The organism is Nocardia sp. NPDC004604 (genome assembly GCF_040609795.1).
Taxonomy (GTDB): domain Bacteria; phylum Actinomycetota; class Actinomycetes; order Mycobacteriales; family Mycobacteriaceae; genus Nocardia.
Genome location: NZ_JBEXLC010000042.1, coordinates 14,478 through 38,260 on the forward strand (window position 1 = coordinate 14,478; position 23,783 = coordinate 38,260).

Sequence of the window (23,783 nt, forward strand, 5' to 3'; positions counted from 1 at the left end):
TCTCGCCTAGACCAGCGACAGCCAGTAATCCTGGAACTTGAGGAAGACCAGCAGCAGCACCACCGCGTAGAACATCGCCACAAAAGTCCAGCGCCATTCGACAACCACCCTGAGCGGGCCGCGCGAACCACCCCACACCTGTTCGGTCGCCACCGCCAGCAGCGGGGTGATGATCGCCCACACCACCATGCAGTACGGGCACAGCGCGCCGATCCGGTACAGGCTCTGGAAGATCAGCCAGCAGATGAAGATCGTGCCGAGCACGGTCCCCACCCACAGCCCGCCCCAGATCCAGCGCGGAAAACGCACCCCGGAGACGGCGAGTACCGCGAGGGTGACCACCACCGAGAAGCCGACGATGCCGATGATCGGATTGGGGAATCCGAACCGGGCGGCCTGCTCGGTGGTCATCACATTCCCGCAGGACAGAACCGGATTGATGCTGCACGAGGGGGTGTAGCCGGGATCGGTGAACAGCTTGAACCGCTCGATGGTCAGGGTGACCGAGGCGAGCCAGCCAGCCAGCCCGCCGATCAGCAGCACCCAGGCGGATCTGGCGGAGGTGTCGTTCACTGGCCGGCTGCGGCGGCGATCGCGGGTGCGAGGCCACCGAGGGTCATCAGCTCTTGGCTGGACTGGATCTGCTTGCCATTGACGAAGACCGACGGGGTCGACTGGATTCCGCTCTTCATCACATCGTTGGTCTTGGCCTCGATGTACTTGTTGTAGCTGTTGTCCTTGATGCACTGCGCCACCGATGCATCGGTGTAGCCAGCGCCCGTCGCGATCTCGATCAGCTGATCGTCGGTCAGACCGGTGCCGCCCTCGGCGGGCTGCTTTTCGAACATGGTGGTCAGCCAGCCGAGGTACTTCGACGGATCCGTCTGGGCGACACAGTAGGACGCATTGGCCGCGCGCGAGGAGTACTTGGTGGTGGAGGCCTTGTCGAGGAAGGAGATCACGTTGTACTCGACGACGGCGGTGCCTTTGTCGACGGCGTCCTTGATCACCTGAGAATTGGCCGCCTCGAAGGCCTTGCAGGCCGGGCACTGCAGGTCGGCGACGACGCGGATGGTGACCTTCGCATCCGGCTTGCCGATGCGGATCGCGCCGTTATCGGTGATCGTCGCGGTGCCGCCGTTGAGCAGTTGGGCGGCGGTGGCTGCGATGGACGGGGTGGCGCCCAAATCGTTCTTCTTGGAGTTCTTTACCGCGATACCGATGCCGATCGCGGCGATCAGCCCGATCAGCACGACGGCCACACCCACCTGGATGAGGATCTTGCGGTTGCGGTCGGCGCGCTCCGCCGCCAAGAGCGGATTCTTCTTACCACCCGGTTTATTGCTCACCGTGCGTTCACCACGCCTTTCGCTTGCCTGCCGGTTCTCTGCCGCCACGATGGTAGATCCGGAACTCACCCAAGGCGTGGACGGGCACGGCCCACATCATCCGTGGTCAACCTGAGAGGAACCTTGGCCCCGGCAGAACGCGTGCTCAGGCTTGTTCTAGGCGCAGTTGCTGCTCCTGGACATCGAATAGCGCCGGGGGCCAGTCGAGCTTGAGCCGGTCCAGTGCATCGATGAGCAATTCGGTGACTGCGAGGCGGGAGAACCATTTGCGGTCGGCCGGGATGACGTGCCAGGGGGCGTAGTCGGTCGAGGTGCGGTCCAGCATCACCTGGTAGGCCTCTTGGTAGGCGGGCCAGTAGCCGCGCTCATCGATATCGGCGGGGTTGAACTTCCAGTACTTGTCCGGTCGCTCCAGGCGTTCGCGCAGCCGCTCCTTCTGCACGTCGAGGGAGACGAACATGGCGACCTTCACCAGCGTGGTGCCCTCGTCGAGCAGTTCCCGCTCGAAGGCGTTGATCTCGTCGTAGCGCGGCTCCCAGACCTCCGGCGGCACCAGGTTGTGCACCCGTACGACCAGCACGTCCTCATAGTGTGAGCGGTCGAAGACACCGAGCTGTCCGCCACGCGGCAGTGCCTTGCGGATACGCCAGAGGTAATGGTGGCGCTTCTCTTCCTCGGTCGGCACCCCGAATGAGGCATGGTCGACGCCCTGGGGATCCACCGAACCGATGACATGGCGGACGATGCCGCCCTTGCCCGCGGTATCCATGCCCTGCAGTACGAGCAGCACACTGCGGGTATCGCCGGAACGGCCGCTGGCGTAGAGCTTTTCCTGCAGATCCCCCAGTACCGCGGTGCGTTCGGTCAGCAGTTCCAGGCCCTGTGCCTTATCGCCTTTGTATCCGGGCGTGCCGGAGGTGTCGAGATCAGCGATGCGTAAACCGTCGGCCCGCAGGGCCTCGATGGGCGGCAGAGACCATTTCTTCGCCATTCGAATATCGTATGGCGCGCTCAGCGGATCTGGGCCAAGCGAAGCAATTGGTCGGCGAATTCCTCGTCGGTCACCGGGGCCAGGGCCAGATCGTGCGAGGTGGTGAGCAGATAGCGTCCGTCGCCGGTGAAGTCGAGCCAGCTGCGGTGGCGAGTGGGTGGCGACATCGGGTTCTCGGGTTCCACGGTCACGGTGATGAATCCGCGACCGTCCACCGGTTTTCGCAGGGTCTGGCGGAATCGGGCGGCGCGGCGATGGCCGTTGCTCGCGGCCGCGTCGCCGTCGGAGTTCAGCACCGCGTCCTGCGGTTCCCGCATCGGTGCCAGCTTGCCGGGCTGGGCCGAGCCGATGATCTCGATCAGCTGTTTGCCCAGGCTGCGGGCGTGGCACATGCGCACCGTCACCTTGTCGATATCGGCGACCAGGATGCCCGCGTGGTTGTGCACCACCGCGGCGAACACCAGGATCCGCTTGCCGCCCGATTCACCGGAGATGGTGATCGTGGTGGCATCGGTGCGCGCGCACAGCATCAGCGCGGCGGCCAGATCCACGTCGGCCTGGCGGGCGAAGCGCTGATGCAGGCGCAGGGCGGTGTGCTCGGATTCGGTGCGGACCGTGGCGGCAGGCGCCAGATTGACCGGATAGGGACGGCGGTCGAGGCTCGTTTCGCTTTCCCAGACGTGCGTGAACTCGTCCGGGGTGAATATCCACTTCACCGTGCGCCGCCCCCACCGCCGGGGTTCGGCCGCGCGATCTGTGGACCGTTTGGTGGTGGGGTGAACCGGGGGACACGATCGCCGGAGGCGGGCATGGTCGGGCTGTAGACATAGGTCATCGTGTCCTGGACATCGGCCTGCGCCGTAGCAGCGGCCATGTCGTGGTCCATCCTGCGTTGTCCGCCGTGAATGGCTTCGGCGGCCGGATCTTCCAGTGCACGATACTGCGACGGCGGCGCAATCGCCGATCGGATGACCTGTGCCGCATCGGAATTGAGTTCCATCAGGCGCTGCACCGCGCGGCAGACGTCATGGGTCTCGGCGCCGGCGCGGACGAATTCGCGGGTGGCGCGCAGAGCGGCGTCGGCCGAACGGCCGGTCCAGTGCGCGAATTCACGGTTGGTCGCATCGGAAAACGCTTGAAACGCCTCGGCGACCGCGGTGGCATTGGCGCGCCAGGCATCGGCGATCCGGCCGAGCGCGACGGGATCGATGACCTCGTGCACCAGATCCCAGATCTCCTGATGGGTATAGGCGCCGAACAGTTCGCGCTCGGGTGCGTAGGCGGGATCGGTTCCGCCGCTTGCCGATCCGGCGGAGTCGGCGAGGGCGCGCTGCTGGGCCCGGATGGCGTCGGCGGTGGCCTTGGTTGCGGAATCTGCCATGGCTCAGTGACTTCCGTCGCCGACCTGATCGCCCGACTCCAGGTAGTCGGTGATCAGTTGCAGTGCGGCGCGATTGGCGGCCTCGGCATCCTCGAATCGCTTGCCCGCGGCCAGGTAGGCGGCCTTGTACAGCAGGGCGGTTTCCAGGAATGCGGTAATCGTGTCGAGGAATTGGGTGCCTTTGTCGGCGAAGCCCCTTGCCAGACCGCGTCCGGTCGGTAGGTCGGGAAAGCCGTTGACCTCGGTCACGAAATGTCCGTTGGCGGTGGCTTTTTGCAGATCGTCGACGAGTTTGTCGCATGCGGCGGCGAGGTTTTCGGCGACATCCGCCGCCAATTCGAAGGGTTCGCCGCCGCTGGTCCCGGTGGCGGCGGCGTATAGCCGTCTGGCCATCCGCTGCCCGGTATCAGGTACCGCCATCTGGGTCGCCCCCTTCGCTCGGTCCACCCACCGCACTCGGTCGGCACTTTACCGCTCGGTAGGGACCTGTGTACCTGGCTTGGCCCCGGCCCCGGCCGCGCGCCATTGTGATGTGGCGCACGATCTCCAATTACCCTGCCCCGCCGCGGTATCGGCCGTACGGGCCGCGAGGTGGTCCACCCACCCGTCCGCGAGTCAGCGACGACTACGCGGACGAGTGGCGTTCATGGTGGGGCGTGCCAGGCTCACATGCGCTCGACCTCGATGGTCATCCCCGCCGCCCGCAACCGATCGGTGAGCGCATCGCCCATTGCCGCGGCGGGGGTGAGGATGCCAGCCAACTCGGACAGCTTCGCACCATCGAAGGCCAGGCACAGTCCGGCCTGGCCGAGCATTACCGCGGTTGCCTGGTATCCGGGATCGCCGGTGCCGGAGAAGGTGGCGACATATTTTGCACCCGAGGAAGTACGCGCGTAGGTCTTCATCGTGAACCACCCACTGGTGCGCGCCTGCTCGCTCGGCCCGGTACCCGGCTTCGGCACGATTCGGTCGAGCAGCTTGCGCCCCACCGCGACTCGCGACAGTACCGCGCCCGCGGCCATCGTCGCGACAATGCCGCCCGCCATTCCGGCGGCCACCAGCGGCGCGGTGGCCGACTTGCCCGCATTCATCACCTCGCGGTAGCGGAAGTGCTTGCCGTAGACCCAGCCGAGCAGACCGTTGGTGCGGCGCACGATCTTGGTGTTGTGCGCGGCCATGACGAAGGTGCCGACCCAGCCGTCCAGACTCGGATCGATGGTGCTCGCGCGCTGCAGCGCCTGATCGGTCTGGCGGCCCACATCGGGTTCCATCGACTTGTCCGGACTCAGCGAGTACGGGTGGCTCATTACCGAACCCTTCGCCGGGTCGGCGGCGATGGCCTCCATCATGGCTCGGCCCGAGTCGATGGTGCCGCCGCTGACCCCGCCCTTCAGCGATGCGATCAGGGTGGTGTCCTCGAGCTCGCCGGTGTTGTCCGCGACCGTGCGCCGGTACAGCTGGTACACGCTCAGATCGGAGGGAATCGAGTCGTAGCCACAGGAATTCACGATCTTCGCACCGGTTTCCACGGCCTGCTCGTGGTACTTGTCGATCGCGTCGCGGATGAACAGTGGCTCACCGGTGAGGTCGGCGTAGTGGGTACCGGCCTTGGCGCACGCGGCCACCAGCGGCAGGCCGTAGCGCAGGTACGGGCCGACGGTGGTCACCACGACGGTGGTCTGTGCGGCCAATGCGTCGAGTGCGGCCTGATCGGTCGAATCCGCAACGACCAGACCCCAATTCGCCGCGGCCGGGCCGAGTTCGTCACGGACGGTGGTCAATTTGTCGAGCGAGCGCCCCGCCAGCGCGATGCGCGCCTCGGCGGGCGCCGCGCCGAGCAGATACTGTGCGGTGAGCTTGCCGACGAAACCTGTTGCGCCGAACAGCACTAGGTCGAATTCTCGGTTGTCTGTCATGGTCTTCCGTTCGATAGCTGCTGTCGTGGACCTTATTGCGCGCCGGAACCGCGCGCGGTGGACTTCTTCGCGCGCGGCCGCGGCTTTTTGGTCGGCGTCGGCCGATGCTCGACCAGCCATTCGCGGTGCGCCTTACCCAATTCGGTGACCGGCGGTTCGTCGTAGAGCCATTCGCGGGCGATCTTGTGCCAGTTCGCAGTGCATTCGAGCTGGCCGAGCATGCCGAAGGTGAGGAAGTCGGCGCGGCGCGAGAACAGGTGCTCCGGCGGCAGATTCTGCTGTTTCATTCCGGCGAACTCACTGGCCCGCGGATCCACCGCCAGCAGAAACGCACCGCTGGCCAGCTCCGGTGTGATGGTCAGCTCCTCATCGACCAGACACCATTCCGAGGCCGCGAGCACATATTCCAGGCATTCCTCGGCACCGATCTCCTCGGGCGAGTCGATCACACCGCGCTCGATCATCAACTGCCGCAGGTCTTCCGCGCGATCCTCGGCCGCCGCGCGCAGGCAGATCGTCTCGAATCGCACATGTTCGGGATCCATCCGATTGAACAGACCGAAGTCGAGGAAGCCGACCCGGCCGTCATCGGCCAGCAGCACATTTCCGGGATGCGGGTCGCCGCAGAACTCATTGAAACCGAACAGCGAACCGACATAGAACCGGTAGATGATCTCGCCGATCCGATTGCGCTCGGCCGCGGGCAGCTGGCGGATCTCCTCGAATCCCTTGCCCGCCACATATTCACTGACCAGCACCCGCGTCGTGCTGAGTTCGGGCAGTGAGCGCGGCACCATGATGAACGGATGTCCGGCATAGAGCTCGGCGATCTGCAATTGGGTATCGGCCTCGGCGTGGTAGTCGAGTTCGCTCTCCATATTCAGCCGCAACTCGTCGAGTACGGCGGGGGTCACCCACGGCATCGCCGATTGCAGCACGCGCCGGAACATGGCCAGATTCTTCAGATCCGCGCGCACCGCGGCGTCGATGCCCGGATACTGCACCTTCACCGCGACCTGGCGTCCGTCGCGCAGTCGCCCGAGATACACCTGCCCGATGGAGGCCGCGGCAATGGGCTCCGGCTCGAATTCGGCGAAGACCGCATCCAGCGGTTGGCCGAAATCCTCCTCGATCACCTGCCGCATCGATTCGAACGACACCGTCGGCGCCGCATTGCGTAGCACGGCCAGTCGCTTCTGGAAGCGCTCCCGATGACTCTCGGGCACCAGGTCGAGATCGAGTACCGACATCATCTGGCCCAGCTTCATTGCCACGCCCTTCATGGTCCCCAGGACCATGACCACCTGTTCGGTGGTGCGGATCATCGATTCCTCGGCCATCTTCGCGCGCACGGCCGCCGATCTGCCCCGCATCGATAGCCGCGTGCGCTGGGTTCGGATGACCGAACTGGCTGCCACCGCACCCAGTTTGGTGCCACGAGCAAGCCGAGAAGTCGGCACTTGCTTCGCCATCGAGGGACCTCCATTGGTGCCGACGCGAGGGCGGTGATGTGGGACACCCATGCACCGCTCGGGCTTCAGAGTAGCCAACGATGCGGCAATGTCGAGACCGCCGTCACTATTTCAGCTAGCGCCCCAGCTAGCGGCCTGTTAGCGGCTCGAAGTCGGGCAATTGATCAGGTCGGCGACCGCCAGCTAGCGGTCAGGCACCGGTCTGCGGCGGCTTGGGCAGGATGTGCGGCTGCGCGTTGAAGATCTCGCGGGAACCACCGGCGCGCGCCATTCCCTCGATGGCGCTCCAGGCCATCATGGTCAGATAGTCGATGACCTCTTCGCGCGACATCGCCTTATCCGTTGTCCACCAGTGCGTAGCCAACTGGATGCCGCCGACCAGCACATACGACCACAGCAGCGCACCTTCGGTCGCGAAGCCGTGCTCGGCGCTGCGATCGATGATGACCGTGGTGACGACGTCGGCGAAGAGCTTCTCGAATTCGGCGAGTGAGGACTGATCGGTCGAGCCGTTGCCCATGATGAACCGGTAGACCTCGGGGTCCTCGTCGACCGTGCCCACATAGGCGGCCAGCGCCGAACGCACCAGGTGGTACTCGTCGGCGTCGAGGCTGATCGCCTCGTACACCCGCGGCATCAGGGTGGTCTCGATGAATCGCTGCATGGTCGCGTGGACCAGGTCGTTCTTATCGGAGAAGTACCGATACAGCACGGTCTTGGAGACGCCGATCTCCGCGGCGATCTCGTCCATGCCCGCATTGCTGCCGCGCGTGCGGATAGCCGCGAGGGTGCCGTCGACCAGCTCTTCGCGGCGGTCGATCTTGTGCTGTCGCCATCGGCGCTTGCGACCGTCCGTCCGGCCGGTGCGCACCGCTGCCGGTCGTTCGGCGAGCTCGCCGACATCGACAAGGTCTTCGGTGGACAGCGTGACTCCCTCGGTTGTTCGGCATCCTGGAACCACCAGCTTAGGTCCAGGCAACGACCAACATGCGCGTTTGGGTAGTGGTTGCGACAGGTTGCACACAATCCGACCGCTCGGTGTCGGTTGCATGTCGCTTGCGATCGGGCCGGAGGTCAGTCCGCGACACGCAGCAGAATGGGTGTCATGGAGAGAGCTCCCGGCAACACAACAGCGCGAACGACGGGCGTGGAGGTGGTGGCGGCCGGACCGGCGCAATCGGCCGAAGACCGCACGGCGCGGGCAGCGGTGGGTGACGGGCGGGCCAGCGAAGGGCCCGGCTCCAATACCGCGGTGCTCGACGCGCCAGCGCGGCCGACCAGTTTCGCGGCCTTCGTCGACGACGAGGGCAAGCGCCGCGACCTGTTCAAGATGAAGGCGCTGGCCACCGGCTTGTTGGCGTTCGCGACGGCGATCTATCTGTTCTGCCGGTGGCTGGAATCGCGCGGGTCGGGCGGCGATTGGGTCGGCTACCTGCGGGCCGCGTCCGAGGCGGGCATGGTCGGCGCACTCGCCGACTGGTTCGCGGTAACCGCGCTGTTCCGGCATCCGCTGGGCCTGCCGATCCCGCACACCGCGATCATCAAGAAGAAGAAGGATCAGCTCGGCGCCAGCCTCGGCTCCTTTGTCGGCTCGAATTTCCTTGCCCCGGACGTGGTTTCGGCGAAGGTGAATTCGGCGCAGATCTCCTGGCGGGTCGGGCGCTGGATGGCCGATCCCGGACATGCGGGCCGGGTGGCCCAGGAGAGTTCGACGATCCTGCGCGCGGTGGTCGGGGTGCTGCGGGACGAGGACGTCGAGCAGGTCATCGACAACACCATCGTCAAGCGGATCGCCGAACCGCTGTGGGGTCCGCCGATCGGCCGGGTGCTCGCCGAACTGCTGGCCGACAATCGGCAGCTGCCGCTGCTGGACATGCTCGCCGAGCGCGCGCACCAGTGGGCGCTCAGCTCGCAGGAGACGATCGACCGGATCGTTTTGCGGGACGCGCCGCAATGGGCTCCGAAATTCGTAAACATTCTGCTTTCAGAAAAGATCTATCGGGAGCTGGTCGAGTTCACCTGGAAGGTGCGGGCCGATCCGGAACACGAGGTCCGGCTCGCGGCGAATCGGTTCCTCGAGGAATTCGCCTACGACCTGCAACACGACGACGCGATGATCAAAAAGGCCGAACGGATCAAGGCGCAGATCATGGGTCGCGAGGAGATCACCGGAATGGCCGAGGCGACGTGGCGCGCGGCCAAGCGGCTGATCCTGGAATCAGCCGATGATCCCGACTCCACGCTGCGGCGCAAGGTGGCCGAGAACGTGCAGCAGCTCGGCGAGCGGTTGCGCGACGACGCCGAGATGCGGGCCAAAGTCGACGGGTGGATCGACCGCGGCGCACGGTATCTGGTGGAAAACTATGCCGCGGAGATCACCACGCTGGTGACCGATACTGTTGCCCGGTGGGATGCCGAGGAGGCGAGCAAGAAGATCGAAGTGCAGGTCGGGCGAGATCTGCAATTCATTCGCATCAACGGCACGGTCGTGGGATCACTGGCGGGGCTGGCGATCTACGCGATTTCTCAGGTGCTGTTCGGCGGCTGACCATAGCACGCCGAATGTTTGCTGGAAAGGTGCTAACAGAGTGCTTGCAATAGTTAGCACTCTGCTTTAGAATTGGAAACGTACAACCGCCAGAAGGTGAGTGATGGCAGACCAGCCCGAAGGTTCCGCCGAGTACACCGACGAATCGCAGGAGAGATCCGGCGGCGTCGGCGAAAAGGCGGCGCGTGTCGCGAATGCGGCGCACGACATCGGAGGTTTCATCAGGGCACAGCGAGAAGCCGCGCAAGTCTCGTTGCGTCAGCTCGCCGCCCTGGCGGGAGTGAGTAATCCATACCTCAGCCAGATCGAGCGCGGATTGCGCAATCCGTCCGCCGAAGTACTCGCGCAGATCGCCAAGGCACTGCGGGTCTCTTCGGAGGTGTTGTACGTACGGGCTGGCTATCTCGAGCAGCGGCCGCACAGTCCGGTCCGGGATGCCCTGCTTGCCGATACGTGGATCAGCGAACGGCAGAAGCAGGTGCTGCTGGACATCTATGAATCGTTTCGCCGGGAAAACGGAGGAAGCGAACCAGGGGGGACTGAATGGGACAGCGACGTTCCGAGCACAACACCTACTCCGCCACGCCAGGAGAACGAAGAATGACCGAAAACTCGAGTATCAAGCCACTGTTCGCAACCGTCGGCGCCGGTGACGCGGTGTACACCGCGTTTGTCGACGCCGTCACCCAGGTGCGCGAGCGCGCTGCCTCCACCGATGTCAGCGGCCGGGTCGAAGAGGCCCGTGAGCGCTTCGTCAATGTGCCCGCCGATGTGCGTGCCCAGTTCGAGTCGCTGCGCGAGCGGCTGTCCGGGCTGCCCTCCGAGCTGCCGGAGGACCTGGCCGAACTGCGCGAGAAGTTCACCCCGGAGGAGCTGCGGGCGCTCGCCGAGAAGTACTACAACCAGGTCCTGGACCTGTACGCGGACCTGGCCGTGCGCGGCGAGGAGACCGTCGATCGGCTGCGCGCCAACCATCTGGTCGAGGATCAGATCGAGCGGGTCGAGACCCTCTACAAGGATGCGGCCACCCGCGCCGAGGATGCGCTCGCCAAGGTCAACGAGCTGATCGGCCGTCCGGCCAAGGACGAGGTCGAGGAAGCGGCCGCCCCGGTCGTCGAGGCCGAGGTCGTCGAGGTGACCACCGAGACCGAGCCCGCCACCGACGGTGTCGCCAAGAAGGCTCCGGCCAAGAAGGTCGCCGCCAAGAAGGCTCCGGCCAAGAAGGCGGCCCCCAAGAAGGCCTGACGCCCTTCATATTCCGCCCCGACGGCCCCGCACACCCGGCGTGTGCGGGGCCGTTGCTTCTATGATGGGCTGGTGGACACAGCGCACGGATTGGCCAGCTGGATCTTGGACGGGCTGCGGCTCTTGGCGCTCGGCGCGACAATCTTCGCGCTGATCCACGCCATCCGCCAACGCCCCGACGCCTTCACAGCAGTGGACAAGCTGACAAAACCGATCTGGATAGCAATCCTCGGCGCAGCTCTCCTGTTCCTGCTCCTCTCCCTCAGCGTCACCAGCTTGCTCGCCTTGGTCTCCATCATCGCCACCGGCGTGTATCTGGCGGACGTGCGACCGAAGGTGGATGAGATTCAGCGCGGGCCGCGCTGGTAGCGGTGCCCCTGGCCCGGGGATGATCGGGCGTGTCCTCATCGTCGTGAGTGTTGTCTGCTCGAACGATGTCGCCGATGAGTGGATGGGATTCAGCGTGCGCTGCGCAGGTAGTGGGGCGGGGCGCTTCGGCCGGGTCGCAGGGAGTTGCTTATCGGGGTGATGGATGCGGCCGTCGTCCCCTCTGAATCAGCGTGACCGCCATGATTTGGGCCGGGTACCCCCTTGGATGGCCTTGGGCCGTTTGCTTGCTGGGGTGATCGAGTGAGTGTGACCGTCGCGCTGCCTCTGTCGTGGCGACCGGCATCTACTCGGCTGTGCCCAAAGCAAACGAGATTCCGCGGGCCGCGCTCGTCGTGGTTGCGTTTGGTGGGTGCTTTTTGGGTGGTCAGGGGTCGTTGCTCGTTGGGGTGATTGCGAGGGTGCGGCCGTTGCGCGGGTCATCATCGTGACCGGTACCGATTTGGTCGATGCGGCTGAAGTTGGAGGGGTTCAGCGCGTGCCGCGCCTGTTGTAGTCGTGTGCGGTCGGTCCCCTCGAGTGGCTGGTGCGCATCGGGGGATTGGGTGTGGCGGTTGCGCTCGCTTCTCGCCGACGGCGGAACGCCGGATAACTTTTGGTGCTTGCACTAGCTAGCACTCCGGGTTACTGTTTCTGACAGTTACACAAAGGAGTGTCCGATGCGTGCAATGGTGCCTGCAGGTAGGGACTTCCCTGGTCAGGTCCGGGGGCTGGTCCGTACACACCGCGCCGACCTGCGGTCGCGTACCTATGCGATCGCGGCGCTGAACCCGCCGACGGCGCCGTACGAGGTCGTTCCCGTGGTCACTCGCGATGGTGCGCGGCTGCGGGTGCACGCCTACGGACCGGCCCATGCTCCGGCGATCGTGCTGGTGCACGGCTGGACCTGCGCCATCGAATACTGGAACGCGCAGATCAACGCGTTCGCCGGGGAATACCGCGTCATCGCCTATGACGTGCGTGGCCACGGCGAGAGCGAACTGGGTTCCAGTCCACTGACCACCGATCTGCTCGCCGACGATCTGGCCGCCGTGCTCGATGCGACCCTGCACCCCGGCGAACGGGCCGTGCTGGTCGGCCACAGCCTGGGCGGCATGACGCTGCAGGCATGGGCCGGACGCTATCCCGACCGGGTCGCGAAGCAGGCCAGCGCGGTACTGCTGACCAACACCGCACCGGGGCAGCTGGTCGCCGAGACTACCGTCGTACCGCTGTTCAATACGCCGCTCCCGCTGCTGCACCTGCGAATCCCATTGCCGCACTTCATCGGCCGCCTCGGCCTGGGCACACCGATCGTCTTCCCGCCGATCGCCCCCGTGAAGTGGGCCTTCACCCGGCAGATCATGAGCCCGCGCTCGGCCGGTGACGTGGTCGACTACAGCCTCGCCATCGTCCGCTCCTGCCCCGCCCGAGTACGTGCGAAATTCGGAATCCTGCTCGCCGAACTGGATCTCGGCGAATCCGCACGCAATCTCACTGTGCCGACAACGATCCTGGCAGGCGAGTTCGACGACATGACACCGCCGGTGCATTCAGAACGAATCGCCGAGATGCTCAGCGAAACCGGCAGTCTGGTCAAATACGAGGTCCTACCCCAGGGCCACCTCGGCAATGCCGAGATGTTCGATCGCTTCAACGAGGAACTAGCACTGATCCTCGAGTCCGTCCACCAGCCCGCCGCAGCCGTCAGCTGAGCCACCGCACGCCCCTGCCCACCGGATGCCGCTGATCGATCGCCGCCTGCGGCGCGACCGCAGGCGGGCGACCACGCCAAAAGCTGCGGGGACAAGCCGCCGTATGCTGCTCGGTCGACCGCCTGTGGCCGGGTGCCGCTGCTCGAGTTCTGCTGCGGCGCAACATTAGACAGATGAGCAGGCTGGAAGCTGTTGTCCAGCTGCCTGATTGCGGGCAGGTGAGCCCGCAGTCGCCAGCCAGCTCGACCGGCTGTCGCGTTGTCGAGCGCTTACTTGTCGAGGCGAATCATATGGTCGTCGGCGTATCGAGCCGATTTCGGTGGGTCAGGAGAAGACGACGGTGCGGCGGCCGTGGACCAGGACTCGGCCCTCCAGGTGCCAGCGGAGGCCGCGGGCCAGGACCACTCGTTCGATATCGCGACCCTGGCGGACCATATCGCGGACTTCGTCGGCGTGGTCGATGCGGATGACGTCCTGTTCGATGATCGGGCCCGCGTCGAGTTCGGCGGTGACGTAATGGCAGGTCGCGCCGATCAGCTTGACGCCGCGTGCGAAGGCCTGGTGATACGGGCGGGCGCCGACGAACGAGGGCAGGAAGCTGTGGTGGATATTGATCGCCTTGCCCGCCCAGTGTTCGCAGAGTTCGGCGGGCAGCACCTGCATGAAGCGGGCCAAGACGACGGCGTGCGGGTCGTGGGCGTCGACCAGGGCGCGGACCTCGTCGAAGGCGGGGCCGCGTTCGGCCGGATCCTTGGGGAAGGGCACGTGGTGGAACTTGACGCCGTGTGCTTCGGTCATACCGGCGAGATCCGGGTGGTTGCCGATCACCGCTTCGATGGTGGCGGGCAGTTCGCCGCTGGTGGCGCGGCCCAGCAGGTCGTGCAGGCAGTGGCCGTCCTTGCTGACCAGCAGAACGGCGCGGCGGCGTTCACCGGAGTCGAGCAGCTGCCACTCCGTCTCCGGGCCGAAGTCGGCCGCCACGCCCGCGAAGCGGTCACGCAGTTCCGCAATGCCGAACGGCACCGTCGACGCCTTGATCGCCTGACGGGTGAAGAACCAGCCGGTATCGGCGGCGGTATCCCGCGGCGCTCCCTGGCCGACACGAGCTGCCGCCTCCGGGCCGGACGCTCCCGGCACGGAGTGATAACCGGCCTCCACAATGGACCCGCCGAATTCGGCGATGAACGAGGTGATCCTCGCAATGATGCCGGGACGGTCCGGGCAGCCGAGGGTGAGCACGAAGCGGCGGTCGTCCAGAGCGGGTGGAGCGGAACTCATGGCCTCATCCTCCCAGGTCGCCCATGACGCCCGCGCAACAGGTTTGCTCGCGCGGTGCTCGCCGACGCCGGATAATAAACATGAGTGGCCCGCGTACGGCTCGAGGGCCCGATGTGAGGATGCGGCCGTGACGCGTGTGAAGTTCGTCCGACAGCTCGATGGCCTGACCTACGAATTCGTCCGCGAAGGCTGGGCCTACGGCCACCCCTCCTACAAACAAGTCGACCACGACCTCTGGTGCCGCCGCCTCCCCGACTTCGGCTGGTCCATCTGCACCGACTCCGGCGAAGTCCTCAGCCGCCCCTTCGACAACCCCGGCCAAGGCCCCCTACCTCCCGAAGGCACCTGGGTCTCCCGCAAACACGAACGCTCCTACATCTACACCATGCTCCACCACGACTAACCCTCAAAATGCACTCCCCAGCCCCACTCTCGACGCATGCCCCACCATCGAATGATGGTCTTGAAGTAGCTACGCAAGCCGCGTCGTCGATGTCGCGAGCCAAGCTGGCTTCGTCGAGAATGCGCTGATGCCGCGTCGCTCTCGACGTTTGCCTGCGTGATTGCATGGTGATCTTGAACTAGGTATGCGAGAGGTGTCGCCGACGCGGTTGGTGAACGGTCCAAGTTATGCGCCTGTGGCTCCGGAACGCTGGCGCCCACTGAACCCCGCCCGGCACCGCCTCCACCCTTCCGCTCCAGCTCCCCCACAACGCCCTCTCGCGAGAATGCGCTGATGCAGAGGGCTCTCGGCGTTTGCCTGCATCAGCGCATTCTGATCATGAAACATCGCTTGGGGCAGGGGTTGATGGGGTGTGGGGTGAGGGGGGGTGAATCTGTGTTGCTGGACTTCAGTGTGATTGCGGAAGCTGGGGGGCGCTGTTATAGGTCGTAAAATGGTTCGGCGTAGTGGAATTCGCCGGTGATCTGGGGGTCGTAGGCGGAGAGGGGGCGGATCTGGAAGTGGGAGATCCAGGAGGGGGTGTCGGGGGTGATGCTGAGGCGGGCGGCGGGGACGAATCCGAATTGGGGGTAGAAGTCGAGGCTGCCGAGTAGGCCGATGAGGGGTTCGTCGAGGGCGTCCGCGGCGCCGAGGGCGGCGTGCATCATGGCCGCGCCTACGCCATGGCCCTGATGTTCGGCTAGGACGCCGATCGGGCCGAGTGCGAGCACAGGGAACGGGCCTACACCGGCGCGGGTGAGGCAGACGTGGCCGATTACGGCATCGTGTTCCACCGCGACCATCGAGAGGGTGGGGATCCAGCCGGAATCGCTGCGCAGCCGAGTGACGAGATCGACTTCGGGTGGATCGGCCACATCGGCGAGTTCACCTGTGAGTTCGGCCATTTCCCGCCGATCGGTATCGCCATTCGCGTAATGCGGTCCGAAGGCGCTGCGGTGGACGGCCGCGATCGCGGTGGCATCGTCGGCACGTTCGCGACGGATCAGCACGGTGTCGTCTCCTCCTGAACGAAAATTGGGCCATCCGCAGCTGCGCAGCTGTCGGCAGGGCAGTCGCAGCGGCTCCACCGACATTATCGAGTGTGCGCGATGCATCCGAGGCGCGCAATGGAATTCGCCACCGGTATGCCAGACTCTCACCCTGTGGCAAATTCCGCGTCGCTTACCAGGGCCGAAGTGGCCGCCATGATCGACCACACGTTACTGGCGCCGGAGGCGACGGACGCCGAGGTGGACGCGTTGGTCGCGCAGGCACGCGAACTCGGCGTGTACGCGATCTGCATATCGCCGTCTATGTTGCCGGTGCGCGCGCCCGGGTTGGTGGTCGCGACCGTCGCCGGATTCCCATCGGGGAAACACCATTCGCTGATCAAGGGTGCCGAGGCGCGCCTCGCCGTCGAACAGGGCGCGGCCGAGGTCGATATGGTGATCGACGTCGGTGCCGCGCTCGCAGGCGATTACACCGCGGTGCTCTCCGACATTGTGACGGTGCGTGAGGCCGTGGGTGACCGTGCGGTACTCAAGGTGATCATCGAATCGGCGGCGCTGCCCGACGCCGCGATCGTCGAGGTATGCCGGGTCGCCGAGCGCGCCGGTGCCGATTTTGTGAAGACCTCCACAGGATTTCACCCGGCCGGTGGGGCGAGCGTGCACGCGGTTCGGTTGATGGCCGAGACGGTCGGCGGGCGGCTCGGCGTGAAGGCCAGCGGCGGCATCCGCACCTCCGAGGCCGCCGCGGAGCTGATCGCCGCGGGCGCCACGCGACTCGGTCTCTCGAAATCCGGTGCGGTGCTCGACGGTTTCCCGGACTGATCCGAAGCTCGCTCGCCCGATCCGTCGATACCGCGTGCACCTTTCGCCCCAAACATGGTGGTAGTCGCCGGATCGGGCAGGAATGTGCACGTGCAGTCGGCGGGTGCGGTTGTGTGTTGGGTGGTCCGACATCGCAGTGATCGCTCGATCGGGCAGGAATGTGCACGTCGCGCGTAGTCGGCGAATGGGGTTGTGGTGTCGGGTGGTCCGACATGGCAGAAGTTGCTGGATCGGACAAAACGGTGCACGTTGAGCACGGTCCGCGAATTCGGTTGTCTGTCAGGCGTTCACCCATTCGGACATGACGTCGGCCAGCGCCTCAGCTCCGGGGTGGCGCTCTTCGGGTCGGCCGATCCGGCGAGAAGGTGCGGCGAGGTGGTGTCCGCCACCAATTCCGCGACCGGGACAGCGTGCCAGGGGGCGCTCAGTTCCCCGGAGTGTTCCCTGCCAGGCTCATTCATCAATGGCACCTCGTGACAGAGCTACTCGGAGAGCGGGAATCCGGCGCGGCAGGGTTCGGGCCTGGCGAACTCCGTAGGGGACGAACGGCATTGCTGTCCGGATACCTCAGCAGCTGACGTTATTGCCCTGGGCGGCGGGGAGTTCGGTGCGACCGCCGGCCAACTTCACCGCGATGCCGTTATCGGTGACCTTGATCTCGGTGGCCTTCATGCCGAGCGGGTAGCTCTGCAGACTCTGCGTGAAGACGCCGACGATGCCCGACACCAGATCGGTCGGCAGTCCGATGCCGAGCAGTGCCGCCGACATTGTCTCGATCTCCACGGCGCCATTCTTCACCTGCGGCTTTACCTGCAACTGCGCGATCCCGCCGAGCACATCCAGGGTCAGCATTCCGGTCGATGCGGAGGACGATACGCCGCTGACCAGGCCGCCGAGGGTCTCCCGGATGCCGTCGTTGCCCCAGGTGACATCGGCCGAGGAGCTGCCGATCGTGCCGCCGGTACGGCCGCTATCGGTGATCTCGAGATCGTTGAACCTGGCATGAACCACCATGCCGACGGCGGGGCCGAATTTGGTGTCGGCGCTGTCCACCTTCACCTGGCCGACCTTGCCGTCGATCCAGGTGATCAGCATCGGTTTGGGGCCGAAGCTCACATCGATCTTCGAGCCCATATCCTTCTCGAATTGCGTGCTGATGCAACGCGAAACTTGATGTCTGGCATACGCCTCCCCGCCGACCAGCACGGTAGCGAGCAGAATCGCGACCACGACTAGGGCGATCACCAGGGCACGCCGGTTCACCTTCAGGGTGGATGGGCTCTTCGTACTCATGCGCTCGATTCTTCCGGACTTTTCTGAGCTCGCTCTGTGGGCGCGGTGAGGGGTTCGATTGTGACATGTGACACAAGATTCGAGCGTAGCCTGGTCGACATGGCTGGCGACGCGGCGGGCCGCTCCCTCGATTCCGCCGAGCACGGGTGGCGTGTGCTGCGGCGATTGGCCGGGCGCCACGCGGGGTTCTTCACCACCAGACAGGTCTTGCGCACCGGATGTGAGGCGCGAGTGCGCGCCGGACTCGGCGACGGATCGGTGACGCGGGCCGGGGTGGGGCTATTGCGCCTGACCGATTGGCCCGCTGGCCCGCTCGATGAATACGCCATGTGGGCCGCCTGGTTCGACGGTGCCGCCGCGGTATCCCATCAGAGCGCGGCGGATCTGCATGGACTCGGGCGACTACGTCCGCGATTTCTGCACCTATCGGTCGGCGCGGGCCGACCGCCGGTTACGCCGAGGCTGGTGGTGCTGCGGCGCGCACTGGTCCCCGCCGATCTCGAATCCGCGGGTCCGTTTCTGGTGACGACACCCGTGCGCACGGTGCTCGATCTGGCCGAGGCCGATATCGGACAGTCCGCGCTGGACGAGGTGGTCGGCGACGCGGTCGCCATCCGCCGTTGTGATATCGACGAAATCCGTTCCGCGAGTGTGCGTCTGCCGCCCCGGGCGGCGGCCCGAGTGCGCCGTGCCCTCACCGGCGTGTGATCGATACGGTGCGTGCCCGGCCGGTATTTCGGTGCGCGATTAATTTGGGGCGACCGTGGACCACGGCACGGAGAGTACGCAGTCGCGCATGCGGCGGCGATAGCTGCACACCGGGAAGCCCTCTTGGCGTAGGTATTCCGCGGCGGTGCGCCAGCGGACTCGTGGGCCGAACGGTGCCAGTGGTGCGGCCCGCGCCCAGGCGCGGTCGGCGGCAGTCAGCAGTGTGTGGACTGGTTCGCCGGGGATATTGCGGTGGATCAACGCCTTTGGCAGGCGCTCGGCGATATCGGACGGGCGCTCGACGGTGAAGGGGTCCCAGGCCAGGGTCAGTGACAGCGGTCCGGTGCGGTCGAGCAGCACCCATGCGCAGCGGCGGCCCAGCTCATCGCAGGTACCGTCGACGAGCAGACCGTCCGCGGCAAGGCCGGACAGGATGGTGGCCCACGCATCGGGCACGGCCGCTTCCGGATATTGCCGCAGCACATTGAACGCGCGCACCAGATGCGGTCGCAGACCGGCCAATTCGAAGCCGCCGCGGGCGAAGGTGACGCCGTCGCGGCCGGGCACCACCCGTTCCGGATCGATCTCCAGCCCGACCACCCGCAAATCGGGGCGGACCGTGCGCAGTCGGGCCGCCAACTCCAGCGTGGTCCACGGACTCGCGCCGTAGCCGAGGTCGATGACCAGGGGATCGGCGGCCTCGCGCAGGCGCGTGGCGATCAGCTCGTCGTGGATCAGCCAGCGGTCGCTGCGTCGAAGTCGGTTGACACCGGTGGTGCCCCTGGTGATGGTGCCGACCGGTTTCAATGGGTCGGGTTTTGCTCTTCCAGCCACTTCACGGTCTGTTCGGCCTCGCCGCGGAACAGGTCGACCAGGTTCACCAGCATCAGCTGTTCGAGCCGCGGGCCGGCCATCGGGATGAACACCTTGGCCTCGGAGGAGAACCGCACGGTGCAGCCGGTGTCGGTGGGGAACAGCCGAATCGTGCCGCCGAGGCTGCCCGGCCCGGCCGGAATGGAGGCCGAGAACTTGCCGACGGACTCGTTCTCGTCGAACGGTCCCCAGCTCTCCTTGCGGGTGATGACCATGTCCTTGCGCATCACCGCCTGCGCGATCTCCGGCAGCATCTCGCGCGGCAGGATGTGGTTGAGCACGACATCGATGCCGGAGTCGCTGACCTCGAGGCTGGCGATCTCGTTGCCCGGCGAGTACTTCGACAGCTCCGCGCACCGGTCTTCCCAGTACTCACGGGTCGACATCGCCGCGTACAGCTCTTTTGTGGTGTGCAGCGGATAGCGGGCTGAATAGTCCAGTCGGCGAGCCATGAGCGTCTACGTTACCGGCAGCGCTTGCCGCCCCATCGCCCGGCGCTGACTGTGGGGCTTGGCCACAAACCCCACACCGGCGACACGCGGAATCGCCACATTGTCCGGCCAGACTTGTGGGATGAACGGCACGTGGGCGGCGTGGGGCGCGGTGATACTGGCGTCGATGGCCGCACTACCGCTCGCCGGATTGGTTGCGTGGTGGCTGGCGCGGCGTCGCGGCGAATGGCGCACCGCCCTCGCTGAGGTGGGCATGGTGGTCGGCACCGCGCCGTGGCTGTGGATGCTCCTCACCCCGGCGGGCAGCGGTCGCTCGCTGAATCCGGTGCCGCTGCGCGATCTAACCGATCAGCTGCGCGACGACCGCATCATCGAGCAGCTCGGCGGAAACCTATTGGTATTCGCCGCCCTCGGCTCGCTACTGCCCCTACGGTGGGCGTGGTTCGCCGACCCGTGGCGACTGCTGCTGGTCGGCGCATGCCTGTCGAGCGCGGTGGAGATGCTGCAGTTCGCCTCGAGCATCGGCCGTCACTCGTCGGTCGACGATGTCCTCGTCAATGCCATCGGAGCACTGCTCGCCGGACTCGCATCATTCCGCTGGTGGGTGTCTGCCCCGGACGCGCTCGGCCCTGGGGCGAGCTCGTCAGACCAAGCTCGCGGCTAGCACGCCGTTATGGGTGGCGCGGCGGTCCGGCGTCGAACTCGGTGCTGGGTGAGCCAGTTGTTGGTGGACTCTTCCTTGGATGCGAGCGGTTCGGGACGCGCTCGGCCCTGGGGGCGGGTTCGTCGGACGAAGCTCGGGGCGAGCACGCCGTTATGGGTGGCGCGGCGGTGCAGTGTCGAACTCGGTGCTGGGTGAGCCAGTTGTTGGTGGACTCTTCCTTGGATGCGAGCGGTTCGGGAGCGCTCGGCCCTGGGGGCGGGTTTGTCGGACGAAGCTCGGGGCGAGCGCGCTGTTATGGGTGGCGCGGCGGTGCAGTGTCGAACTCAGTGCTGGGTGAGCCAGTTGTTGGTGAACTCTTCCTCGGATACGAGCAGTTCGGTCAGCCGCTCGGCGATCGCGGCCTCGATCTTGCCGCCGAACAGCGGGACCTTCACCTCGATGGTGCCGTTGGTCTGAGCTACCGACCCGGAGCCGTCGGCTGAGAGGGTGATGGTCCCGCGGACCTCGGCGGGCGCACCCTCGACGCGTGCGGTGAAGGTGGCCGAATCGGCGGTCCAGTTCTCGGTGCGCGGGATGATCAGATCGCCGGGGCGCACCGCGGTGATCGCGGGTGGCAGCAGTTCGGCGGAGATGGACTGCACCATCTCGACCTCGACCTGGTCGCCGCTGACGGTGACCGAATCGAGCCGGGCATTGTCGCCGCCCACCTCGGCGACGCGGTCCTTCCAGTACTGCTCATCGGCGAAGGCCGCGCGCACGACGGCGACCGGATACGAGTAGCGGGCCGTGTACGCCAGCGGTGTAGCCATGGTCGAACAGGCTACCGTCTGGAGCGTGCGAACTTCACGGGTGGTGTCGTCGGATCAACTGCGCGAGCTGCTGACCGATAGCGGTGCGCGGATGCGTGAATCGGTCCGGCTGGCCGACCTGACCACGCTGCGGGTCGGCGGTCCGGCGACGGTCGCCGAGTGCGCGACAACCGAAGCGCTGGTCGAGACGGTGCGCGCGCTGGACGCGACGGGCATTCCGCTGCTGCTGCTCGCGGGCGGCTCCAACCTGCTGATCGGCGACGACGGTTTCGACGGCGTCGTGGTTCGGGTGGCCAACGACGGCGTCGAGATCGATGCGGACGGCGTCCGCGTGGAGGCGGGCGCGAACTGGGACACCGTGGTCGCGGCCACGGTCGAGGCCGGGCTCGGCGGGCTCGAGTGTCTGTCGGGCATTCCCGGCTCGGCCGGTGCGACGCCGGTACAGAATGTCGGGGCCTACGGTGTCGAGGTCGAGAGTCTGCTGCGCCGGGTGCGGCTGCTGGATCGCGCGAGTGGTGAGATCCGCTGGGTCGACCCGTCCGAACTCGGCTTCGGCTACCGCACCAGCGCGCTCAAGCACCGCGATACCGCCGTGGTGCTCGCGGTGGAGTTCGCACTCAACCCCGACGGATCGAGCGCACCACTGCGCTACGGCGAACTCGCCAACGCACTCGGTGCGACCAACGGTGACACCCGTCCCGCCGACCAGGTCCGGTCCGCGGTGCTGAAGCTGCGGGCCGGCAAGGGCATGGTGCTCGACCCCGCCGATCACGACACCTGGAGCGCTGGCTCGTTCTTCACCAATCCGGTCATCGCGGACAACCGCGTCGCCGAAGTGAAGGCCGCCATCACCGCTCATGTGGGCGATGTCACTATCCCCACCTATCCCGCGCCCGAGGGTGTGAAATTCTCCGCGGGCTGGCTCATCGAGCGGGCTGGTTACGCCAAGGGCTTCCCGGGGCCGGACGCCCCGGCCCGGCTGTCCACGAAACATACGCTGGCGCTGACCAACCGCGGTGCCGCGACCGCCGCCGATCTGGTCGCGCTGGCCCGCGCGGTCCGTGATGGGGTGGCCGATCGGTTCGGGATCCGGCTGGAACCGGAGCCGGTACCCATCGGAGTCGACCTTTAAACGGGTGCAACGTACACCACACTCTTCGCTAGCCGAGCGAACGGTTCTCGCCGCGTAAATTCGATGCGGTGAGCATTCGTCCAGGCATTCATAGACCTGCCGTCGCCGTCTCCGCCGTGCTGCTCGTCGTGGTCGCGCTGGTGGCCGGATGCACGACCGATAAAGGCGGCAAAGCCGACGCCGCCGCAGACAACACCCCGGTCGCCAAGGTCACACTGGCACCGGCCGCCGATGCCAAGAACGTCAACCCGACCGCCCCGGTCTCGGTCACCGTCGCCAACGGCACCATCGACCAGATCGCACTGACCAATGCCAATGGCAAGCAGGTCACCGGTGAACTCGCCCCGGACAAGCGCAGCTACCAGATCACCGAACCGCTCGGCTACAACGCCAAATACACCTGGTCCGGCACCGCGATCGGCGCCGACCGCAAGCCGGTTCCGATCGATGGCGCCTTCACCACGCTCGCGCCGAAGAACACCTTCCCCGCGACGCTCAATATCGCCGACAACCAGGACGTCGGCATCGCCGCGCCGATCATCCTGCAGTTCAAGGGATCCGTGCAGAACAAGGCCGCGGTGGAGAAGGCGCTCACGGTCACCACCACCCCGCCGACCGAGGGCGCATGGGCCTGGTTCCCCGACGAGAACGGCGGCTCCCGCGTGCACTGGCGGCCCAAGGACTACTGGGTGCCCGGCACCACCGTGCACGTCGCGGCCAAGCTCTACGGCCTGGATCTCGGCGGCGGAAACTACGGATACACCGATCTCACTTCGGATTTCCGCATCGGCCGCAGCCAGATCGTCAAGGCGAGCGCGCCGAGTCACCGCATGCAGGTGGTGCGCGATGGACAGACCGTCTTCGATTTCGCGGTCAGCTACGGCGAGGGCAATCAGGCACGCAATGTCACCCGTACGGGTGTGCACGTGGTCACCGAGAAGTACGAAGACTTCCTGATGTCGAATCCGCCGTTCTACAGCAACGTTCGCGAACGCTGGGCCGTACGCATCTCCAACAATGGCGAATTCATCCACGCCAACCCGGAATCGGTTTCGGCACAGGGCTCCTCGAATGTCACCAACGGGTGCATCAATTTGTCGCCCACTGACGCGCAGGCATTCTTCCCGACCGCGCTCTACGGCGATCCGGTCGAGGTGACCGGCACCTCGATCCAGTTGTCCGCCGCCGACGGTGACCTCTACGACTGGACCATCGATTGGAATCAGTGGAAGTCGCTGTCCGCCTCGGACGGAACCTCCGGTGCCAGCATTTCCGCTACCCCGGTGGCCCCGGGACCGCCGCGCTAGCCGATAAATT

26 protein-coding genes are annotated in these 23,783 nt (G+C 66.0%); 11 read left to right on the forward strand and 15 right to left on the reverse strand.

The annotated features are described in order from the left end of the window. Positions 1 to 6: 6 nt before the first annotated feature. The 9 genes from ABZW16_RS17200 to ABZW16_RS17240 all read right to left on the reverse strand — a co-directional run bounded on the left by ABZW16_RS17200 (position 7) and on the right by ABZW16_RS17240 (position 7,980). A complete protein-coding gene (locus tag ABZW16_RS17200; protein ID WP_354956857.1) occupies positions 7 to 573 on the reverse strand; it encodes a vitamin K epoxide reductase family protein in 567 nt (188 codons plus the stop codon). Beyond that, positions 570 to 1,349 (reverse strand): thioredoxin domain-containing protein, encoded by a 780-nt coding sequence (locus tag ABZW16_RS17205; protein WP_354956859.1) that lies wholly within the window; start codon positions 1,347 to 1,349, stop codon positions 570 to 572. The genes ABZW16_RS17200 and ABZW16_RS17205 overlap by 4 nt, the downstream gene beginning before the upstream one ends. A gap of 145 nt (positions 1,350 to 1,494) precedes the next feature. After that, positions 1,495 to 2,340, reverse strand: a complete 846-nt coding sequence (locus ABZW16_RS17210; protein WP_354956861.1) for a polyphosphate kinase 2 family protein — start codon at positions 2,338 to 2,340, stop codon at positions 1,495 to 1,497. Between the two features lie 20 nt (positions 2,341 to 2,360). Next, complete coding sequence (locus ABZW16_RS17215; RefSeq protein ID WP_354956863.1) at positions 2,361 to 3,056, reverse strand: ESX secretion-associated protein EspG; 696 nt, start codon at positions 3,054 to 3,056, stop codon at positions 2,361 to 2,363. Continuing rightward, the gene (locus ABZW16_RS17220; RefSeq protein WP_354956865.1) at positions 3,053 to 3,721 is read right to left on the reverse strand and encodes a hypothetical protein; all 669 of its coding nucleotides are present in this window, start codon (positions 3,719 to 3,721) and stop codon (positions 3,053 to 3,055) included. Before ABZW16_RS17220 ends, ABZW16_RS17215 begins: the two co-directional genes overlap by 4 nt. Before the next feature lie 3 nt (positions 3,722 to 3,724). After that, a complete protein-coding gene (locus ABZW16_RS17225) occupies positions 3,725 to 4,141 on the reverse strand; it encodes a hypothetical protein (protein WP_354956867.1) in 417 nt (138 codons plus the stop codon). Between the two features lie 245 nt (positions 4,142 to 4,386). Then, positions 4,387 to 5,637, reverse strand: coding sequence for a saccharopine dehydrogenase NADP-binding domain-containing protein (locus tag ABZW16_RS17230; protein WP_354956869.1), 1,251 nt, complete (start codon positions 5,635 to 5,637; stop codon positions 4,387 to 4,389). A 32-nt stretch (positions 5,638 to 5,669) separates the two neighbouring features. Beyond that, complete coding sequence (locus ABZW16_RS17235; RefSeq protein WP_354956871.1) at positions 5,670 to 7,109, reverse strand: AarF/UbiB family protein; 1,440 nt, start codon at positions 7,107 to 7,109, stop codon at positions 5,670 to 5,672. Between the two features lie 190 nt (positions 7,110 to 7,299). Then, a complete protein-coding gene (locus ABZW16_RS17240; RefSeq protein ID WP_354956918.1) occupies positions 7,300 to 7,980 on the reverse strand; it encodes a TetR/AcrR family transcriptional regulator in 681 nt (226 codons plus the stop codon). Between the two features lie 234 nt (positions 7,981 to 8,214). Between ABZW16_RS17240 and ABZW16_RS17245 the strand changes: the two genes are divergently transcribed. The 5 genes from ABZW16_RS17245 to ABZW16_RS17265 all read left to right on the forward strand — a co-directional run bounded on the left by ABZW16_RS17245 (position 8,215) and on the right by ABZW16_RS17265 (position 12,983). Beyond that, the gene (locus ABZW16_RS17245; RefSeq protein WP_354956873.1) at positions 8,215 to 9,657 is read left to right on the forward strand and encodes a DUF445 family protein; all 1,443 of its coding nucleotides are present in this window, start codon (positions 8,215 to 8,217) and stop codon (positions 9,655 to 9,657) included. A 103-nt stretch (positions 9,658 to 9,760) separates the two neighbouring features. Next, positions 9,761 to 10,261: a helix-turn-helix transcriptional regulator gene (locus tag ABZW16_RS17250; protein ID WP_354956875.1), complete on the forward strand. Its 501-nt coding sequence runs from the start codon at positions 9,761 to 9,763 to the stop codon at positions 10,259 to 10,261. Next, positions 10,258 to 10,902: a heparin-binding hemagglutinin gene (locus ABZW16_RS17255; protein ID WP_354956877.1), complete on the forward strand. Its 645-nt coding sequence runs from the start codon at positions 10,258 to 10,260 to the stop codon at positions 10,900 to 10,902. The genes ABZW16_RS17250 and ABZW16_RS17255 overlap by 4 nt, the downstream gene beginning before the upstream one ends. Positions 10,903 to 10,974: 72 nt before the next feature. Continuing rightward, positions 10,975 to 11,271 (forward strand): DUF2516 family protein, encoded by a 297-nt coding sequence (locus ABZW16_RS17260; RefSeq protein WP_354956879.1) that lies wholly within the window; start codon positions 10,975 to 10,977, stop codon positions 11,269 to 11,271. Between the two features lie 677 nt (positions 11,272 to 11,948). Then, positions 11,949 to 12,983, forward strand: coding sequence for an alpha/beta fold hydrolase (locus ABZW16_RS17265; RefSeq protein ID WP_354956881.1), 1,035 nt, complete (start codon positions 11,949 to 11,951; stop codon positions 12,981 to 12,983). A gap of 324 nt (positions 12,984 to 13,307) precedes the next feature. Here ABZW16_RS17265 and ABZW16_RS17270 read toward each other — a convergent pair whose 3' ends face one another. Next, a complete protein-coding gene (locus tag ABZW16_RS17270) occupies positions 13,308 to 14,261 on the reverse strand; it encodes a formyltetrahydrofolate deformylase (protein ID WP_354956886.1) in 954 nt (317 codons plus the stop codon). Positions 14,262 to 14,388: 127 nt separating this feature from the next. On the opposite strand from ABZW16_RS17270, the gene ABZW16_RS17275 reads away from it, so the two are divergent. Then, on the forward strand, positions 14,389 to 14,664 hold the full coding sequence (locus tag ABZW16_RS17275; RefSeq protein WP_354956888.1) for a hypothetical protein: 276 nt from the start codon (positions 14,389 to 14,391) through the stop codon (positions 14,662 to 14,664). Positions 14,665 to 15,143: 479 nt separating this feature from the next. Here the strand turns inward: ABZW16_RS17275 and ABZW16_RS17280 are convergent, their stop codons facing one another. Continuing rightward, positions 15,144 to 15,713 (reverse strand): N-acetyltransferase, encoded by a 570-nt coding sequence (locus ABZW16_RS17280; protein ID WP_354956890.1) that lies wholly within the window; start codon positions 15,711 to 15,713, stop codon positions 15,144 to 15,146. Positions 15,714 to 15,908: 195 nt separating this feature from the next. Between ABZW16_RS17280 and deoC the strand changes: the two genes are divergently transcribed. Next, positions 15,909 to 16,535, forward strand: coding sequence for a deoxyribose-phosphate aldolase (gene deoC, locus ABZW16_RS17285; protein ID WP_354956919.1), 627 nt, complete (start codon positions 15,909 to 15,911; stop codon positions 16,533 to 16,535). A gap of 567 nt (positions 16,536 to 17,102) precedes the next feature. On the opposite strand, the gene ABZW16_RS17290 is transcribed toward deoC, so the two are convergent. Continuing rightward, entirely contained in the window at positions 17,103 to 17,828 is a 726-nt protein-coding gene (locus tag ABZW16_RS17290; protein ID WP_354956892.1) for a DUF2993 domain-containing protein, read from the reverse strand. A 99-nt stretch (positions 17,829 to 17,927) separates the two neighbouring features. Between ABZW16_RS17290 and ABZW16_RS17295 the strand changes: the two genes are divergently transcribed. Further along, positions 17,928 to 18,536 (forward strand): hypothetical protein, encoded by a 609-nt coding sequence (locus tag ABZW16_RS17295; RefSeq protein ID WP_354956893.1) that lies wholly within the window; start codon positions 17,928 to 17,930, stop codon positions 18,534 to 18,536. A gap of 39 nt (positions 18,537 to 18,575) precedes the next feature. On the opposite strand, the gene ABZW16_RS17300 is transcribed toward ABZW16_RS17295, so the two are convergent. Together ABZW16_RS17300 and ABZW16_RS17305 are read right to left on the reverse strand one after the other, a co-directional pair. Then, positions 18,576 to 19,370, reverse strand: a complete 795-nt coding sequence (locus tag ABZW16_RS17300) for a class I SAM-dependent methyltransferase (RefSeq protein ID WP_354956894.1) — start codon at positions 19,368 to 19,370, stop codon at positions 18,576 to 18,578. Beyond that, positions 19,340 to 19,861: a DUF2505 domain-containing protein gene (locus ABZW16_RS17305; RefSeq protein WP_354956895.1), complete on the reverse strand. Its 522-nt coding sequence runs from the start codon at positions 19,859 to 19,861 to the stop codon at positions 19,340 to 19,342. Before ABZW16_RS17305 ends, ABZW16_RS17300 begins: the two co-directional genes overlap by 31 nt. A 121-nt stretch (positions 19,862 to 19,982) precedes the next feature. Here ABZW16_RS17305 and ABZW16_RS17310 point away from each other — a divergent pair, with 121 nt between their 5' ends. Beyond that, the gene (locus ABZW16_RS17310; RefSeq protein ID WP_354956896.1) at positions 19,983 to 20,525 is read left to right on the forward strand and encodes a VanZ family protein; all 543 of its coding nucleotides are present in this window, start codon (positions 19,983 to 19,985) and stop codon (positions 20,523 to 20,525) included. A 323-nt stretch (positions 20,526 to 20,848) separates the two neighbouring features. On the opposite strand, the gene ABZW16_RS17315 is transcribed toward ABZW16_RS17310, so the two are convergent. Continuing rightward, entirely contained in the window at positions 20,849 to 21,334 is a 486-nt protein-coding gene (locus ABZW16_RS17315) for a DUF2505 domain-containing protein (RefSeq protein ID WP_354956897.1), read from the reverse strand. 40 nt (positions 21,335 to 21,374) lie between these two features. Between ABZW16_RS17315 and ABZW16_RS17320 the strand changes: the two genes are divergently transcribed. After that, on the forward strand, positions 21,375 to 22,466 hold the full coding sequence (locus ABZW16_RS17320) for a UDP-N-acetylmuramate dehydrogenase (protein ID WP_354956920.1): 1,092 nt from the start codon (positions 21,375 to 21,377) through the stop codon (positions 22,464 to 22,466). A 68-nt stretch (positions 22,467 to 22,534) separates the two neighbouring features. Continuing rightward, on the forward strand, positions 22,535 to 23,773 hold the full coding sequence (locus tag ABZW16_RS17325; protein ID WP_354956898.1) for an Ig-like domain-containing protein: 1,239 nt from the start codon (positions 22,535 to 22,537) through the stop codon (positions 23,771 to 23,773). Positions 23,774 to 23,783 lie beyond the last annotated feature (10 nt).

Coding starts and splice junctions, on each gene's coding strand:
- ABZW16_RS17210 (WP_354956861.1), bottom strand. CDS start 2,340: ATGGCGAAGAAATGGTCTCTGCCGCCCATCGAGGCCCTGCGGGCCGAC.
- ABZW16_RS17220 (WP_354956865.1), bottom strand. CDS start 3,721: ATGGCAGATTCCGCAACCAAGGCCACCGCCGACGCCATCCGGGCCCAG.
- ABZW16_RS17225 (WP_354956867.1), bottom strand. CDS start 4,141: ATGGCGGTACCTGATACCGGGCAGCGGATGGCCAGACGGCTATACGCC.
- ABZW16_RS17230 (WP_354956869.1), bottom strand. CDS start 5,637: ATGACAGACAACCGAGAATTCGACCTAGTGCTGTTCGGCGCAACAGGT.
- ABZW16_RS17235 (WP_354956871.1), bottom strand. CDS start 7,109: ATGGCGAAGCAAGTGCCGACTTCTCGGCTTGCTCGTGGCACCAAACTG.
- ABZW16_RS17245 (WP_354956873.1), top strand. CDS start 8,215: ATGGAGAGAGCTCCCGGCAACACAACAGCGCGAACGACGGGCGTGGAG.
- ABZW16_RS17250 (WP_354956875.1), top strand. CDS start 9,761: ATGGCAGACCAGCCCGAAGGTTCCGCCGAGTACACCGACGAATCGCAG.
- ABZW16_RS17255 (WP_354956877.1), top strand. CDS start 10,258: ATGACCGAAAACTCGAGTATCAAGCCACTGTTCGCAACCGTCGGCGCC.
- ABZW16_RS17265 (WP_354956881.1), top strand. CDS start 11,949: ATGCGTGCAATGGTGCCTGCAGGTAGGGACTTCCCTGGTCAGGTCCGG.
- ABZW16_RS17270 (WP_354956886.1), bottom strand. CDS start 14,261: ATGAGTTCCGCTCCACCCGCTCTGGACGACCGCCGCTTCGTGCTCACC.
- deoC (WP_354956919.1), top strand. CDS start 15,909: ATGATCGACCACACGTTACTGGCGCCGGAGGCGACGGACGCCGAGGTG.
- ABZW16_RS17290 (WP_354956892.1), bottom strand. CDS start 17,828: ATGAGTACGAAGAGCCCATCCACCCTGAAGGTGAACCGGCGTGCCCTG.
- ABZW16_RS17295 (WP_354956893.1), top strand. CDS start 17,928: ATGGCTGGCGACGCGGCGGGCCGCTCCCTCGATTCCGCCGAGCACGGG.
- ABZW16_RS17305 (WP_354956895.1), bottom strand. CDS start 19,861: ATGGCTCGCCGACTGGACTATTCAGCCCGCTATCCGCTGCACACCACA.
- ABZW16_RS17310 (WP_354956896.1), top strand. CDS start 19,983: ATGAACGGCACGTGGGCGGCGTGGGGCGCGGTGATACTGGCGTCGATG.
- ABZW16_RS17315 (WP_354956897.1), bottom strand. CDS start 21,334: ATGGCTACACCGCTGGCGTACACGGCCCGCTACTCGTATCCGGTCGCC.